10 protein-coding genes and 1 pseudogene are annotated in these 16,747 nt (G+C 67.4%); 8 read left to right on the forward strand and 3 right to left on the reverse strand.

What is annotated here, in order from left to right:
- Nucleotides 1-187: 187 nt before the first annotated feature.
- Nucleotides 188-3,232, forward strand: a complete 3,045-nt coding sequence (locus ACZ5R1_RS08085) for an autotransporter domain-containing protein (protein WP_464713271.1) — start codon at nt 188-190, stop codon at nt 3,230-3,232.
- 100 nt (nt 3,233-3,332) lie between these two features.
- Here ACZ5R1_RS08085 and ACZ5R1_RS08090 read toward each other — a convergent pair whose 3' ends face one another.
- The 3 genes and pseudogenes from ACZ5R1_RS08090 to ACZ5R1_RS08100 all read right to left on the reverse strand — a co-directional run.
- Nucleotides 3,333-4,253: a substrate-binding domain-containing protein gene (locus ACZ5R1_RS08090; protein ID WP_115946605.1), complete on the reverse strand. Its 921-nt coding sequence runs from the start codon at nt 4,251-4,253 to the stop codon at nt 3,333-3,335.
- 14 nt (nt 4,254-4,267) lie between these two features.
- The gene (locus ACZ5R1_RS08095; RefSeq protein WP_464713272.1) at nt 4,268-4,981 is read right to left on the reverse strand and encodes a methyl-accepting chemotaxis protein; all 714 of its coding nucleotides are present in this window, start codon (nt 4,979-4,981) and stop codon (nt 4,268-4,270) included.
- Nucleotides 4,982-5,173: 192 nt separating this feature from the next.
- Nucleotides 5,174-6,253: pseudogene (locus tag ACZ5R1_RS08100) on the reverse strand (methyl-accepting chemotaxis protein); the annotation flags it as partial.
- A 402-nt stretch (nt 6,254-6,655) separates the two neighbouring features.
- Here ACZ5R1_RS08100 and ACZ5R1_RS08105 point away from each other — a divergent pair.
- From ACZ5R1_RS08105 to ACZ5R1_RS08135, 7 genes are all read left to right on the forward strand, one after another.
- Nucleotides 6,656-6,937 (forward strand): hypothetical protein, encoded by a 282-nt coding sequence (locus ACZ5R1_RS08105; protein ID WP_027599928.1) that lies wholly within the window; start codon nt 6,656-6,658, stop codon nt 6,935-6,937.
- A 304-nt stretch (nt 6,938-7,241) separates the two neighbouring features.
- Entirely contained in the window at nt 7,242-7,505 is a 264-nt protein-coding gene (locus tag ACZ5R1_RS08110) for a hypothetical protein (RefSeq protein ID WP_007160310.1), read from the forward strand.
- A gap of 288 nt (nt 7,506-7,793) precedes the next feature.
- A complete protein-coding gene (locus tag ACZ5R1_RS08115; protein ID WP_115946607.1) occupies nt 7,794-10,013 on the forward strand; it encodes a TonB-dependent siderophore receptor in 2,220 nt (739 codons plus the stop codon).
- An 83-nt stretch (nt 10,014-10,096) separates the two neighbouring features.
- On the forward strand, nt 10,097-11,350 hold the full coding sequence (gene fes, locus ACZ5R1_RS08120) for an enterochelin esterase (RefSeq protein WP_464713012.1): 1,254 nt from the start codon (nt 10,097-10,099) through the stop codon (nt 11,348-11,350).
- 21 nt (nt 11,351-11,371) lie between these two features.
- Nucleotides 11,372-11,578: an MbtH family protein gene (locus tag ACZ5R1_RS08125; RefSeq protein WP_007160307.1), complete on the forward strand. Its 207-nt coding sequence runs from the start codon at nt 11,372-11,374 to the stop codon at nt 11,576-11,578.
- Between the two features lie 77 nt (nt 11,579-11,655).
- On the forward strand, nt 11,656-15,528 hold the full coding sequence (locus tag ACZ5R1_RS08130; RefSeq protein ID WP_464713013.1) for an amino acid adenylation domain-containing protein: 3,873 nt from the start codon (nt 11,656-11,658) through the stop codon (nt 15,526-15,528).
- Between the two features lie 113 nt (nt 15,529-15,641).
- Nucleotides 15,642-16,658, forward strand: coding sequence for a LacI family DNA-binding transcriptional regulator (locus ACZ5R1_RS08135; protein ID WP_464713014.1), 1,017 nt, complete (start codon nt 15,642-15,644; stop codon nt 16,656-16,658).
- The last annotated feature ends 89 nt before the right edge of the window (nt 16,659-16,747 follow it).

The raw sequence follows: 16,747 nt of genomic DNA on the forward strand, positions 1-16,747 counted from the left end.
CGTTGCCGCTGCGGCCTGCGAGTCGTGGTGCTGGGCTTCATAAGATGTCGTAAAACTGCCTTCGAACCGCCGCCACACCGTCACATCACCGCTCTAGGCTCGCCGCCCCAAGACAGCTTGTAACAAGTTGTATCCACAGGCCCAAGGGGAAGCGCTGGTGAAACGTTCAGGTAACAAACCCGCGGTGTTGACGATCGCATTCGCGGCGTCGCTGTTGGCACTTTCGGTGCAGGCAGCCAGCCGTTCGGGCAACAACGCCATCAATGGCGTCGATCTGCTATCCGGCTACAACAAGCTCTGGACGCCCGGCGCCAGCTGGAACACCGGCACGCCCACCGCCTTCGGGGCGCCCATCCTGCAGCGCAATATCCAGTACGTGGTCGACCTCGCGAAGACCCGCACCCAGGCCCAGGAGATAGCGGCCTACTACGATGACCGCCGCGACCAGAGCTACAGCCTGATCAGCGGCCTGGGTTCCCTGGCCAATGGCTACCTGGCCGGCTCCGGCGCCTTCACCACCATCCCGGTGTTCGATGCCTCCACCCAGACCACCAAGTACAGCGACAACGGCAACGGTGCCGGCGACGCCAATTCGCAGCTGGGCAAGGTGGTGCAACTGGTCCAGGCGATCCGCAACGATGCCTCCACCACCCCGGCCAAGAATGCCTACCAGTATCCGCGGCCCTGGCGCCAGGCGGGCGTGGACATCGTGCCGCTGTCGTTGCGCCCGGCCCTCAGCACCACACCGCAGAGCGACGGCGGCTTTCCTAGCGGCCACACCAACGCCGCCTATCTCGCCGGGATCGGCTTCGGCTATGCCGTGCCCCAGCGCCTGGGCGAGGAACTGTTCCGCGCCTCGGAGCTGGGCAACAACCGCATCGTCGCCGGCATGCACTCGCCGCTGGACGTGATTGGCGGGCGCATCACCGCCACCTATTTCGCCATCGACAACCTGGTCAACAACGCCCAGCTGCGCAGCGATGCCTTCGCCCAGGCCCAGGTCTACTTCGCCCAGCAATGTGGCGGCGACATCAACAACTGCGTGGACCGGATCGATCCAGCCACCGATCGGCAATCCCAGCATGCCCAGGACAAGGCGCTGTACACCGCACGCCTGACCTACGGCTTCGCCCCCGTCGGCCCGACCAACCTGGCGCCGGTGGTGCCGGTCAACGCCGAGGTCTTGCTGGAAACGCGCTTTCCCTATCTCACCGCCAGTCAGCGCCGCGACATCCTGGCCAGCACCGAGCTGTCTTCGGGCTATGCGGTCATCGACGAATCCAACGGCTACGGCCGGCTCAATCTGATGGCCGCGGCCGACGGCTACGGCGCCTTCAATGGCAATGTCAGCGTCAACCTGGACGCCAGCCAGGGTGGCTTCAACGCCCGCGACGCCTGGCGCAACGACATCGGCGGCAGCGGCAGCCTGACCAAGAACGGCAGCGGCGAACTCACCCTCAGCGGCTTCAACACCTACAGCGGCGGCACGCTGATCAATGGCGGTACCCTGCGCGGTCATGCCCGGGCCTTTGGCAGCGGCGACATCACCGACAACGCCACCCTGGTGCTGGATCAGTCGGTCAACGACAGCCTGGCCAACAACCTGCACGGCAACGGCAGCCTGGTAAAGACCGGGGTCGGCTCCCTGAGCCTGACCGGCAACAGCGACTTCGCCGGCACCACCCGCGTCGACCAGGGTCGCCTGGCCATCAACGGCAACCTCGGCAGTTCGGCGGTCACCGTCAACTCGGGCGCCACCCTCGGTGGCAATGGCAGTTTCGGCAGCCTGCGCGTGGCCCAGGGCGGCATTCTCGCCCCCGGCAACTCGGTGGGCCAGCTCAACGTCAACGGCAACGTCACCCTCGACCAGGGCTCCGTCTACCAGGTCGAGACCGATGCCAGCGGCCGCGCCGATCGCCTGGTGGCCACGGGCGGTATCACCGTCAATGGCGCCACGCTGGCGCTGGTTTCCAGCCCCTACTGGCAGCCGCTGGGCAGCTATCAGCTGCTGAGCGCGGGCAACGAGCTGAGCGGCCGCTTCGGTCCCATCCAGTCCGACTTCGCCTTCCTGACCCCGACCCTGAGCTATGGCGCCAACCAGGCGACCCTGAGTCTGGCGCGCAATGGCGTGGCCTTCGCCGACCTGGCCGAGGGCCGTAACGCCCGGGCCGCCGCTGCGGGCCTGGATCGCGCCGGCGCCGGCAATGCACTCTGGAATCAGGTCGCCGCGACCAATGCCGCGGGTGCAGGCTCGACGTTCCAGAGCCTGGGCAACGAACTGCACGCCTCGACCAAGACCGTGCTGGTGGAAAACAGCCGGCTGGTGCGCACTGCCATGAGCGATCGCCTGAGCGATGCCCAGAGCGAGCTCCCGTCCAGCTCCGGCATCCAGGGGCTGGCCGGCAGTCGCGAGCGCGGACTGGTCTGGACCCAGGCCCTCGGCGCCTGGGGCCACAACGACGGCAGTCACGACGCCAGCAGCCTGGAAAGCCACAGCCGCGGCCTGCTGATCGGCAGCGACGTACCCCTGGACGGCGGCTGGCGCGTCGGCGGGCTGGTGGGCTTCGGCCACACCGATCTCGACCTGCGCGGCAAATCCGGCTCGGCGGACAGCACCGACTACCACCTGGGCCTCTATGCAGGCCAACAGTGGGATGCCCTCAGCCTCAAGCTGGGCCTGGCCCATAGCTGGCACCAGGTGGAGGCACGGCGCAACCTGGCGATCCTCGGCACCGACCAGCGCCTGGCGCCGGACTACGACGCCGGCACCACCCAGGCCTTCGGCGAGCTGGCCTATCGGATCGAGGCGGGGAGCCTGAATCTTTCGCCCTTCGCCAGTCTGGCCCATGTGCACCTGCAGACCGACGGCTTCCACGAGCGTAGCGGGGCGCTGGACCTGGACAATCCGCGGCAGAATACCGATGTGACCTTCAGCACCCTCGGCCTGCACCTGGCGAGCAAGCCGCTGGGTGACTGGAAGCTGGTGCCGAGTGCCATCCTGGGCTGGCGCCACGCCTTTGGCGACACCACCCCCGAGCATGAGGCGGCCTTCGCCGGCGGCCCGGACTTCAAGCTGGTGGGGGCGCCCATCGCGCGTGACGCGGCGGTGGTGCGCGGGGCGCTGGACCTGGCGTTGAGCGAGACGGTCTCGCTGGGCCTGGGTTATGACGGACAACTGAGCGGTCGGACCAGGGACCAGGACCTCGACGCGCGACTCAGCTGGCGCTTCTGAAAATAGGCGTCCCGAGTGCCCGAGCGAATCGGGCATCTGGTACTGGGTACTGAAGACGGGCGAGGCCACCGGAGACGGATGGCCTCGCCTGCTTTCCGGGCTAGAAGGACGCCAGGTTGTCCGGCGTGATCAGCTGGAAGGGGACCCGGGTGAGATTGCTGCTGGTGGAGCCATTGGCCAGGCGCAAGGCCATGTCCACCGCGCCCTGACCCTGGCCCTTGGCATCCTGCAGCACGCTGACCGCCAACTTGCCCTCGCGCATCTCTTGCAAGCCGTCGGGCGTACCGTCGATGCCGCCCACCAGAAACTTCGTCAGCGGCTTGCCAGCCTTTTCCAGGCCACGGATGGCACCGATGGCCATCTCATCGTTGTTGGCGGCGACGATGTCGAAGGCCACGCCCTTGTCGACCCACTGCAGGACGCGTTCGGTCGCCTCGCTGCGCTGCCAGTTGGCCGAGGCCTTCACCACGACCTGCATGTCGGGATACTTGGCCACTACCTTCTCGACGCTCTCGGTGCGCAGCTTGGTCGCCGGGTGGCCCGGTTCGCCCATGAGGATCGCCACCTTGCCCTTGTAACCGGCGCGGCGGGCCAGCTCCTCCATCTGCATCGTCGCGGCCTCCACCTCGTCGGAGCCGACGAAGCCGGCATAGGCGGGCAGGGGAGAGACGCTGGGGCGGTAGTTGATGAACACCAGCGGCACCTTGCTGCTCATCGCCAGCGCCAGCATCTCCTGGGTGTTGCTGTCGTCGATCAGATTGACGATGACCGCATCGACGTGGGCGGCGATCAGGTTGCGGTACTGGCGCAGCTGCAGGGCGCTGTCACTGTTGGCGTTTTCCAGGAAGAGGTCCGCGTCCAGGGTATGGGCGCGCTCCTCGACGTTGTTGATCAGCAGGGTGCGGAAGTTGTCGCGCTTGGAGGTCAGGACACCGATGAGCGGCGCGTTGGCCTGGGCCAGGTTGACCCAGGTGGCGGCCAGGACGAGACCGGCGAGAAGACGAAGCTTGGGCTTGAACATGAGTCGGTCCCCGATCAGACACTGAAGCGTTGCAGCAGCTCGCGCTGCCGGCTGGCCATGAGCGAAAGGTCCTCGCTGCTGCGGGCGGCGCTGTCGGCGCCTTCCGCGGCGCGGAGCGCGGCGTCGTTGATCTGCACCATCATGCGACTGGTCTCCTGGACGGTGGCGCTCTGTTCTTCGGTGGCGGCGGCGATCTGGGTGTTCATCTCGCGGATGGTGCCGACCGCCTGGCTCATGCTCTGCAGGGCTTCCCGGGCGGAAGAGGCCAGTTGCACGCACTCGCCGGACTGGGCACGACTCACCCCCATGATTTCCACCACCGAATGGATCTTCTGCTGCATCTGTTCGATCTGCTGCTGGATTTCGGTGGTGGAGGCCTGGGTACGACTGGCGAGGGAACGCACCTCGTCGGCGACCACGGCGAAACCGCGCCCCTTCTCACCGGCACGAGCCGCCTCGATGGCGGCGTTGAGGGCGAGCAGGTTGGTCTGCTCGGCGATGTTGCGGATGGCATCGACGATGCCGTCGATGCTCTGGCCATAGCCCTGCAGCTCATCGGTGGCCTGGGCGGCGACCTGGATCTGCCGCGCCTGGCGCTGGATGCTGTCGATGGTCTCGGCGACGGTGGTGCCGGTCGTGGTGCTCAGCGCGAAGGTGTGGTCGACGGCATCCTTGGTGTCGAGGGCGCGCTGGGCCACCTCGGCCACGGTGCTTTCCATCTGCGTCATCGCCGAGGCGGCGGAGCCCAGACGCTCGGTCTGCTCTTCCACGGCGCGGGTGGTGCTGGCACTGATGTCGGCATTGGCCTGGGAAGTGCGCCGGAGGTCGTCGGCCGACTGGGTGAGGGTCTGCACCGTGGTCTGCAGCGAGCGGATCAGTTCGTTGAGATAGCCGCCGAGTTCGCTGAATTCGTCCTTGCGGCGCACATCGAACTGGACCCGCAGATCGCCGGCCGTGACCTGGCGCAGCGACTCGCGGAAGGCCAGCAGCGGGCGCCGCAGGCCACGCGCGACCCAGACGCCGATGATCAGGGCCGCGCCGATCGCCAGCAGGGCGACGATGGCGAGCACCTGGCGGCTGGTGGCCACGGTAGCGTCGGTATCGCTCTTGGCCTGCTGGGCCACGGCCACGGCGCCGGCGCTGAGGGTACGCAGGGCGTCCAGGGTCGCCTGCAGGGCGGTGCCGGTGCGCTGGCGCTGGGCGTCGAACTGGCCTTCGGCCGCGGCCTGCCGCTGATAGGCCTGACGCAGGCCATCGGGCGCGGTCATCTCGTGCAGGAGGCGGGTGACCATTACCCCGACGATGCGCGCGCTGCGCTCGTCGATGGCGGCCAGGGCGCGCAGGCGATCGGTGATGACATCCTGCTGCTGGTTGAGCACTACATCCAGTCCTGGCAGATCCAGGCGTGCCGCCTGGGCGGCGAAGGCGGCGTAGGTCTTGTCCGTTTCGATCAGCAGCATCTGGGCGGCGCGGACGGCGGCAGTGGCGCCTTCGGCCTTCTGTTGCGCGCTGTAGGCCTGCAGATAGCTGGACAGCCGATTGGCCTCCGGCGTGGCATAGCCCTGCAGGGTGCGGGTTTCGCGGCGGATGGCGACCAGCTGGCGGTAGCTGTCGATGAGGGTCTTCGCCTGGTCGCCATAGGCATTGCCCAGCTTCTGCTCCTGATCGAGCGCCTGGGTCAGCTGGTCATGGGCGCGCAACAGCGCCGGCAGGCGCTGGTGCAGCTGCAGATAATCGGCGAACTGCTGCTGGAATTGCTGTTCGCGGGTGGCGATCGCCGCGGCGTCGGTCTCGGCCAGCAGGCCGAGCAGGGTCTGGTTGGCCCCCAGCAACTGCACGTTGATCTCGCCAACGGCCTGGCCAAGCGGCGCGGATTGCTCGGTGATGACCGCCAGCCGCTCATGGATGGACTGGGTACTGTTGAAGCTCACGGCGACGATGCCCAGCAGCAGGAGCACCAGAAGTGCAATGCCGCCGACCACGCGTTGAAGAATCGTCATGCTGGTTCCCTGCTTTTGTTATCGGTGTCGAGGCAGGAGGCCATCAGCGCCGGGACCCGATCGAGCGTCCCGCTACCGTCCATGGCCAACGTGCTGTCAGCCTAGTCGCATCACCGGACCTGGCCGCATCGTCCGCGGACGTGCGGCCTTGGCCAGGCGATCAGCTGTCGTGGGCGGCGTCCGCCACCCGTGCCAGGGGCTGGCGGGCTGGTTCGCTCTTTGGGAAAGGCGCGAGAGGCCCTCCCTGGCGATCCCAGATCCGCCACCTCCAGGCATGCGGCGCGCGTTCCTCCGTGGCCGCCATGCGACGGACACCTCAGGTCGCAAAGCCGGCGCGGCGGGCTAGAAACCAACCCGTGCTTCTCCAGGTCCCTGAAAGGTCTCTTTTCTTAGGAATACCCGATGTCCAAAGCTCTGCTGTGCTCCCTCGTACTGGCTACCGCCGCAACCCTGACCGCGTGCGACAAGACCTCCGAAGACCATGCCCAGGATGCCCAGGCCCATAGCCAGAAGGCCCAGGAGAAGGCGGCCGAAGGCAAGGTCGAGCGGGCCTCCAAGGAGCAGGCCAAGGCGCAGGAAGACCGGGCCCAGGCCAATGAAGCCGCGGCCACCGAAGGGCGCAATACGCCCCCCGATTCCGCCGTGCCCGGCTATATCAAGACGCCCAGCAAGGAAAATCCCTGACCTAAGCTCCGCCTCCCTTGCCGGCCGGCAGGAGGCGAATTGCCGCGCTGCTCTCGGCCGCTGGGCGCAGGGTAGGGCGGCTTCGGTTACCGGTGGCTCAGGCGGATGACGAAGCCTGCTGGCTACCGCGCCCCGGGATTCCGGGGCAGATGGTCAGGGTGGCGCAGTGACGGGCTGCCAACCGGCGGCCGTTGACGAGCCGACGACAGCTGTCGTCCAGGCGAGCAACGGCTGTTTACATCCGGGCCAGGACGATTAGAGTAGGAGCCACTTCGCCACTATTCGTCCATCCTCCGGAGCCGCCATGAGCCCTTCGCGACCGATCCACTGGTATCGTGCCCGCAGCACGTTCGAAATCGTCGCCCTGGGCCTGGGGGTCATCGCCCTGGTGGTGGCGCTCGATCAGGGCCTGCGCAACTCACCCTCCGAGCACCTCGCCGATTACCACGCCTGCAAGGGTGACGGTGGTCTGGCGCGGATGAACGCCATCGGCGAAATCGTCTGCCGGCTGCCCAGTCCAGTGATTGGCCAGGTAGCGGCCAAGACGCCGGCGGTTTCCGGTCTCTAACGACCGCCGGGCTTCTCCCTCCGGCCTGCTCACACCTGGCCTGCTCCTGTGACTGGACCCTCCCGGTCCGGTCGATCCCTCTTTTTTCGCATCCTTTCCTGATGCCGTCCTGACCTCCGGGCGTGGATCACGGCTGCCTGGCGTTGGCAATGCGAACAGCTATTGCTTAACGTAACATTTGATAATGAGAGTTTTTATCATTTAAAGTGCTGGCCCTCGCGCGACGACGCGAACAGCAGCCTTCCAGTGCACGGCGTCGGCTGCAACGCCACGGTCACAAGGATCACCATGAACACCCAAGGAACCCTCTGCCAGCCCGTCCGCCTTCGCCGCGGGGCTCTCCGTCAGCTGCTTCTGATCGGCGCGCTGATTCCCTTTCCGCTGACGGCCCTGGCCGCCACGGTGGCCGAGCAGAACGCCACGGAACTGGACACCCTGACCATCGAAGGCAATCGCCTCTACGACATGGCACCCTCGGAACAGACCGGCGGCTATACCGTGGATTCGGCGACCGTGGGCACCAAGACGCCGGCCGCCCTGCGCGATATCCCCCAGTCGATCACCTCCTACACCAGCGACTACATCAAGGATCGCAACTTCAACACCCTGGACGAGCTGGCCAAGTCCACCGCCGGCCTGCGGGTGCTGACCAACGACAGCGGGCGCTCCTCCATCTATTCGCGTGGCTACGAATACGACGAATACAACATCGACGGCCTGCCGGCGCCCATGACCAGCATCTTCGGCACCGTGCCCATTCTCTCGCCCTTCGACCGGGTCGAGATCATGCGCGGGCCCTCGGGGCTGTTCAACAGCACCAGCGAGCTGGGCGGCATCGTCAACATGGTGCGCAAGCGCGGCACCGAGGACTTCCAGGGGCACATCACCGGGCGCTACGGCTCCTGGGACACCAACTACCAGGAAATCGACCTGGCCGGTCCGCTCACCGAAAGCAAGAATGTCCGGGGTCGCTTCGTCGCCTCCCGCGCCGACACCAATGGCGAGGTGGACTACAACGCCAACACCGACCAGAGCTATTACGGCGACCTGGACATCGACCTGTCCGACGCCACCCAGATCTCCTTTGGCCTGATCCATCAGGTCAAGAACCTCACCCCGCACAATGGCTATCCCACCGATGCCCAGGGCAATCTGCTGGACTTCAGCCAGTCGCGTTTCCTGGGGGCGGACTGGAACTACTTCGACGGCAAGACCACCGACGGCATCTTCGAGCTGACCCACAGATTCGATAACGGTGGCTATGGGCGCCTCGCCGCCCGGGCCTCGCATCGGGAGGCGGACTACCTCTATGCCTTCACCGGCGGGGCGGTGCAGGCCAACGGCGACGTCAATATTAACGGCACTACGCGGAGCTTCGAGCAGGATGCGTATTCGTTAGATGCCAGCTATAGCCAGCCGTTCGAGGCACTAGGGCAGGTCAGCGAATTCGTCGTAGGGGCCGACTACAAGCACTACGATACAGAGTACCAAAGTGGCAACTACAACAACTCGTCCACCGGTGCGCCTCGGTTGGCTGTCGTCAACATCAATACCTACAGACCAGACTCCATCGCCAAACCGGCCCGTGTTTATCAAACCGAATCGACTAGCGACGAGAAGGAATTCGGTCTCTATTCGAAGCTGACTTTTCGTCCAATAGAACGACTCGCTTTGATCGGAGGTGCACGTGTCGGTTGGTATCGTGGTGACGCCAATACTCGCACTTACGCTACAGCGAGGGCTGCTGAGAGTAATAAGCCAGCCGATCAGCAACACAACGGCTATGTCACTCCGTACGCAGGGGTGGTCTACGACCTAGACGACTATCACTCTCTATATGCCAGCTACTCTCGGGTTTACAAACCGCAAGCCGAGTACACGGAAGCTAACGGCGATCCTATCGATCCGCGGGAGGGTGAGCAGTACGAGACTGGTATCAAAGGCAGCTACCTAAATGGCGACATCAATACTCGCTTGTCGATTTTTCAACTCGAGGATGAAAATAGAGCTGCGGCTCTACTCGATGCAAATGGCGCGTCTACTGGCTTCTACACCAACTCTGGTAAGACTCGGGTTAGGGGCGCAGAAATCGAAGCGAGTGGCAAGCTGACTGATAGCTGGGAAGTTCTTGCCGGCTATACATATATGCGTACGGAAAATCTCAGTGGTGTTGCCAACACCTTGTTTTCTACCATGCCGAAGCACATGGCCTCGCTGTGGACCAAGTACACCCTGGCGGGCGGCCCGCTAACTGGCCTCAGCATCGGCGCTGGCGTGACGGCGATGAGTGATTTCTCGCAAACCAACAACGGCGTGACGGTATCCGCCCCGGGCTATGCCACGGTGGATGCCAAGTTCTCTTATCCGGTCACCAAGCAATTGACCGCGACCTTGGACGTGAACAACCTCCTCGACAAGGAATACTGGTCGCGCGTAGGTTCGGTTTCCACCTTCAACTTCCAGGGCCCCTCGCGCAGCGTGATGGTCGGGGCGCGCTACGACTTCTGAGTCCCAGGCCGACCCGGGCAGGGCCCAGGTCGGCCGGCGCGATGCAGGCCATGACGATCCTTGCGACGATGTACCTTGATGCGATGAAAGATTCACTTTTTCAGCGGGACGACGTGGGCAGCGAGCCCTGGTGGCAGGCCGTGGCCTGTCGTGGTACGCCGCTGATCGAACCCACTGCAGACGGACGCTATCGCCTGACCTTTGTCTGGCGCGATCCCGAAGGGCTGGCCGGGCGCTCCGGCACCCAGCGGGTCTGGCTCAACATCACCGGGGTCACCGACCATCATCAACCGGGCCTGCCGCAGAGTCTGCGGCGCCTGCCAGGCACCGATGTCTGGGCTTGGGAAACCGAACTGGATGGCCGCTGGCGCGGCAGCTACTGCCTGATCCCCAGCGGGGAGCCGGCGCCCTTCGAGGGCGAGGCCCAACCCGACCTCCAGGGCATTCGCCTCTGGTGGCGCAGCGTCTTTCCCCTGGCCCAGGCCGATCGGCTCAATCCGCGACGCGCCTGGCAGGGTGGGCGAGGGTTGGCGGTGTCGGGCGTGCACCTGCCGGAGGCGCCTGCCCAGCCGGCCTGGACGGCCTTCGATGCCGACCGCAGCCTGGCGCCAACGGCCTGGCCGAGTCTGCAACAGTACGAGTGGCAGAGTGCAAGGCTGGGCAACAGCCGTCCGGTGTGGGTCTTCGCCACCGGTAATACCCCCCCCTTGGAGCGGCCGCTGGCCATCCTGCTGGATGGGCAGTTCTGGGCGCAGACGATGCCCGTGGGCGCGCCACTGCAGCAGCTCACCGCGGCCGGGCAACTGCCGGAGGCGGTCTATCTGCTGATCGACAACAGCGACCGCGCCCTGCGCAGCAGCGAGTTGCCCTGCAATCCGGAATTCTGGTTGGCGTTGCAGGAAGAACTGCTGCCCCAGGTGCGCGACTGGGCGCCCCATGCGCAGTCGTCGTCCACGACCGTGGTCGCCGGGCAGAGCTTTGGCGGGCTGGCGGCGCTCTATGCCGCGCTGCATTGGCCGGAGCGCTTCGGCTGCGCCCTGAGTCAGTCCGGGTCCTTCTGGTGGCCGCAGCGTGGCGCGCTGGGACGGCTGTTCGAGGCACTGGCGAGCGGGCAGGGGAGCACTCACCCCCTGCGGCTGTTCATCGAGGCCGGGTTGCGCGAGCCGGCCATCCTCGAAGCCTCCCGGGCCCTGGTCCCGCGCCTGCGCGAGCAGGGCCACGTGCTCGACTATCGCGAGATCGACGGGGGGCACGACGCCCTCTGGTGGCGCGGCGGGCTGCTCGATGGCCTGGTCCAGCTCTGGCGACCCCGGGTCGCCGCCGACGCCCAGCGTTAATCCCTATTGCCAGGAGGTCCGATGGACGCTCTCAATCCCTTCGACGATCCCGCCCAGGTGCTGCTGATCCTGCGCAATGCCCGGGGTCAGTGCAGCCTCTGGCCCGAGGCCATGACCGTTCCCGCCGGCTGGGAGCCGGTGTTCGGACCGGCGCCGCGCGCGGCCTGCGACGACTGGCTAGCCAGCCACTGGCGCGATATCCGCCCGGTCGCCTCCCTGCTTTCCTGACTGGAGTTCCTGTGTCCTCTACGCCGCTTTCTATTTCGCGCCCACTGCCTCTGGTCGCCGCCCAGCCCGGTATCTGGATGGCCGATCAGCTGTCGCCCCACGCCAATGCCTTCGCCGTGGCCCATCTGGTCGAGTTGCGCGGGCCGATCGATGGCCAGGCGCTGCAGGCGGCCATCGTCCAGGGCCTGGGCGAGCTGGACAGCCTGCAACTGAAGTTCGCCGAGCGCGAGGGCGAGCTGGTGCAGTGGATCGACGATGAGGCGGCCACGCCTGCCCCTGAGTGGCTGGACCTGCGCGGGGCAGCCGATCCGGAAGGCGCGGCGCACGCGGCGATCCGCGCCGACCTCGACGGCGATCTGAGGGCCACCAGCGGCGGGCCGCTGTGGCTCAACCGGATCTACCAGCTGGGTGACGATCACCTGTTCTGGTATCAGCGCTATCACCACCTGCTAATCGATGGCTATGGCTTCGCCGCCCTGGCCAAGCGGGTAGCGGCCCTGTACAGCGCCGCGGTGCGCGGCGAGACGCCCGAGGCTTCGCCCTTCGTCTCCTTTGCCGAGGTGGTGCGCGAATACCAGGATTATCGGCAGTCGGCCGTGCGCGAGCGTGACGAAGCCTTCTGGCGTGAGCGCGGCGCGGCCTTGCCGCCGGCCGCCTCCCTGGCACCCGGTGGCCTGGCGGGGCAGGTGCCGACGCCGCGGGTGGTGGAAGCACGCGCCCGGGTGCCCGCCGCGGTCTTCGCCGGGCTGGCCGAGCAGGGCAAGGCCCAGGGCGTGACGCCGGCCGATCTGGCCGTGGCCCTGGCCGCCACCTGGTTCGCCCGTCTCAGCGGTCAGCTGGCCTTCAGCGCCGGCTTTATCTTCATGAGGCGCATGGGGTCGGTGGCGCTGAAATCCGGCGGCGCGACGCTCAATGTCCTGCCCCTGGGCGTGCGCACCGACTCGACCCAGACGCTGCCGCAACTCGCCGCCGTGCTGGCTGCCGAACTCAAGAAGGTGCGTCGCCACCAGCGCTACGACGCCGAGCAGATCGCCCGCGATCTCGGCCGGCCAGGCGATGCCGAGCCCCTGACCGGACCGGTCATCAACCTCAAGCTGTTCGATTTCGCGCTGGATTTCGCCGGGGTGCCCGGTATCACCCACGAATTGGCCTCGGGGCCGGTGCGCGACCTGGAGATCGCTCTTTACCTGGAAGCCGGCGGCGCCCTGGACATCAAGCTGCTGGGCAACGCCGAGCGCTATACCGCCGACCTGCTGCAGGGCCACGCCGAGCGCTTCGGCCTGCTGGCGCAGCAGTTTGCCACTCAACCTGGGCTCACCCTGGGCGAAGCCGATCTGCTGGCGCCCACGGACCAGCATTGGCTGGCCGCCATCAATGCCACCGAGCGCCCGCTGCCCGCCACCACCCTGGCTGCGCTGTTGGCCGAGCAGGCGGCGCGGACGCCCGCGGCACCGGCACTGGCCGATCTGCAGCACGCCTTTACCTATGAGGAGACGCGCAAGCAGGTGCTGGCCCTGGCCCAGCGCCTGAGCCAGGCTGGGGTCGGTCGCGGTGACATCGTCGCGGTGGCCTTGCCACGCTCGGTGTTCCTGTCCCTGGCCTTGCTGGCCACGGTGGAGCTTGGCGCCGCCTACCTGCCGCTGGACAGCGGCTATCCGGATGAGCGCCTGCAGCTGATGCTCGACGATGCCCGTCCCCGGGTGCTGGTGACCGATGCCAGCCAGCAGGGACGTTTCCCGGGGCTGCGCGAGGAGCAGGTGCTGATTCTCGACGCGCCGCTGGAGGGGCTGGACCAGGCTCCCGCGTTCGAAGGACCGCGCACCGGTGATCCGGCCTATCTGCTCTATACCTCCGGCTCGACCGGCCGGCCCAAGGGTGTGGTGGTCGGGCATGCGGCCATCGTCAATCGCCTGCTGTGGATGCAGGACAGCTACCCCCTCGGCGCCGGCGACACCGTCCTGCAGAAGACGCCGAGCAGCTTCGATGTCTCGGTCTGGGAATTCTTCTGGCCGCTGCTGGTGGGCGCCCGGCTGTACCTGGCGCCGCCCGAGGCCCATCGCGATCCCCTGGCGCTGCAGGAACTGTTCGCCCGCGAGCAGGTGACCACGGTGCATTTCGTGCCCTCGATGCTGGCGGCCTTCGTCGCCAGCCTGGACGAACCGGCCGCGGTGGCCCGCTGCGCCAGCCTGCGCCAGGTGTTCTGCAGTGGAGAGGCGCTGCCCACCGAACTGGCTCGCACCTGGGAGCGCCGGGTCGGCGCGCCCCTGCACAATCTCTATGGCCCCACCGAGGCCGCGGTCGACGTCTCCTATCATCCGGCCCATGGCGCCGCCCTGGCGGCTGTCAGTGGCAGCAGCGTGCCCATCGGCAAACCGGTGTGGAACACCGGGCTGCACATCCTCGACGAGCGTCTGCGCCCGGTACCGCCGGGTGTGGCGGGCGAGCTCTATCTGAGCGGGGTGCAACTCGCCGATGGCTACCTGGGCCGTCCCGAGCTGACCGCCGCGCGCTTCATCGCCGCGCCGGACGGGCAGGGCGAGCGCCTCTATCGCACCGGTGACGTGGCGCGCTGGCTGCCCGAGGGCGTCGCCGAATACCTCGGCCGCAGCGACGACCAGGTCAAGTTGCGCGGGCAGCGCATCGAACTGGCGGAAATCGACCACGCCCTGCTGGCGCTGCCCGGCGTGGCCCAGGCGGTCACCCATGCCCGGGTGCTGGGCGAGGCGGCCACCGCCACCGGCGGCGATGCCCGCCAACTGGTGGGCTATCTCGTCGCCCAGCCGGGCGCCGCGCTGGACCTGGAGCGCCTGCGCGCGCGCCTGGGCGAAAGCCTGCCGCCGCACCTGGTGCCGGTGGCCCTGGTGGAGCTGGACGCCTTGCCCCTGGGCGCCACCGGCAAGCTCGATCGCAAGGCCCTGCCGGCGCCCCAGGGCGTGGCCAGGGCCGCCAGTCGCCCCCTGGCGCCGGGGCTGGAAAGCGATCTGGCCGCGGCGTTTTCCGAGGTGCTCGGCTGCGCCATCGTCGGTGCGGACGACGACTTCTTTGCCCTGGGCGGTCATTCGCTGCTGGCCATGACCCTGGCCGCCACGCTGCGTCGGCGCCTGGGGCGGCCGGTGTCCATCGGCCAGATCATGGTTGCCTCCAGTGTCGCCCGCCTGGCCCGGCAGCTGGAGCAGGATGCGGCCAGCGCGACCCGCGCCGGCTTCGAGACCCTGCTGCCGCTGCGCCCGGGCGATGGCCCCACGCTGTTCTGTTTCCACCCGGCCTCGGGCTTCGCCTGGCAATTCAGCGTGCTGGCGCGCCACCTGGATCCGCGCTGGTCGCTGCTCGGCATCCAGTCGCCGCGTCCGGACGGCCCCCTGGCCCAGGGCGCCGACCTGGAAGCCGTCATCCAGCGCCATCTGCGCACCCTGCGCGAGGTGCAGCCGCAGGGGCCCTATCATCTGCTCGGCTATTCCCTGGGTGGCACCCTGGCCCAGGGCCTGGCGGCGCGGCTGCAGGCGGCAGGAGAGCAGGTCGCCTTCCTTGGCCTGCTCGACACCTATCCGCCGGAAACCCAGAACTGGCAAGAACGCGAAGGCCAGCGCGAGCTGGACCCGGAGGTGCTGGCCGAGGTCAATCGCGAGCGCGAGGCCTTCCTGGCGGCCCAGCAGGGCCTGACCGATCCCGCGCTGGGGGAGGGGGCGGAGCTGTTCGCCACCATCGAAGGCAACTACGCCGACTCGGTGCGGATACTGGCCACGGCGCGCAGCGCGCGTTTCGAGGGCGAGGCGCTGATGTTCGTCGCCCGGCGCACCCTGCCGGCGGGAATGGACGTCAAGGCCACCTGGGCGCCCTGGATCACCCGCCTGCAGGCCCACGAGGTGGATTGCGCCCACGTCGACATCATCGCCCCGGCCCAGCTGGCGCAGATCGGCCCGGTGCTGAATCGGGCGTTGAAGGCGCTGTGACGGCTCGCGGGTTCGGCTCGACGGCGACTCCCCGCTCAGGCAAGGTGTGAAGCCTGGGCGGGGCAGGAGAGATGATCGGCCAGGCCGCTCCTTCTCTCGTTGCAGGTGGACCCATGGCGAAAAGCGTGACCATTCAGGATGTCGCCCGGCAGGCAGGCTTGTCCAAGTCTGCCGTTTCGCGCTACCTGAATCACAGTCTGAGCCTGCCACCCGCCACGGCGCAGCGTATCGAAGGGGCCATCGAGGCCCTGGGCTTTCGGCGCAACAGCCTGGCCCAACGCCTGAGCAAGGGCGGCAGCGAGACCATCGGGCTGGTGCTGCCGGACATTGCCAACCCCTTTTTCGCCGAGCTGGCCGACGCCGCCGAGGCCACGGCCTTCGCCCATGGCTACAACCTGGTGCTCTGCCTGACGCGCAACGATCCGGCGCGGGAGATCCAGTACGTCCACTGGAAGGGATCGCGCCGCGTGGATGGTCTGCTGTTCATCACCAACCGCGCGGATGACGGGACGCTGGCGGCGCAACTGGGCGCCTACCGGGAGATCGTGTTGCTGGACGAGGATGTCCCGGGTACCTCGATGCCCAAGGTCTTCGCCGACAATGTCGCCGGCGGCCGACTGGCCACCGAGCATCTGATCCGCCAGGGGCATCGGCGCATCGCCCATGTCTCCGGACCGGCAGCGGTGATGAGCGTGAGGGAGCGGCGCGAGGGCTATGAGCGGGCCCTGGCCGCGGCCGGAATACCCTTGCATCCCGATTATCTGCTGCTGGGGGAGTACAGCCGCGACTTCGGGCGTCAGGCGGCCGCGACCCTGCTGGATCTGCCGGAGCCGCCTCAGGCGATCTTTGCTGCCAGCGACTTCATCGCGGTAGGGGTGCTCGATACCCTGCGCGAACGCGGCCTGGCGGTTCCCGCTGCCCTGTCCCTGGTCGGCTTCGACGACGCGCCCTACGCGGAATTGCTCACGCCGCCGCTCAGTACCGTGCGCCAGTCGGCGCGGGACCTGGGTCGCCAGGGAATCGAAGCCCTGCTGGCGGTGCTTGCCGGGCAGCCGGTAGTGGGGGAGCAGCGGGTCGCCGTGACCCTGGTGGAACGCGGCTCGGTCGCCCCAGCGCCTGCCCCAAGGTAGCACCTGGCGTTTCCATTCTGCCCAGTCGTGGAGCACTCCGGTGGCTGTCCGGCCAGAGGCTCTGCGCAGGGGGTTTGAGTAACCATTTG

Source organism: Pseudomonas sp. Pso3, from assembly GCF_055393275.1.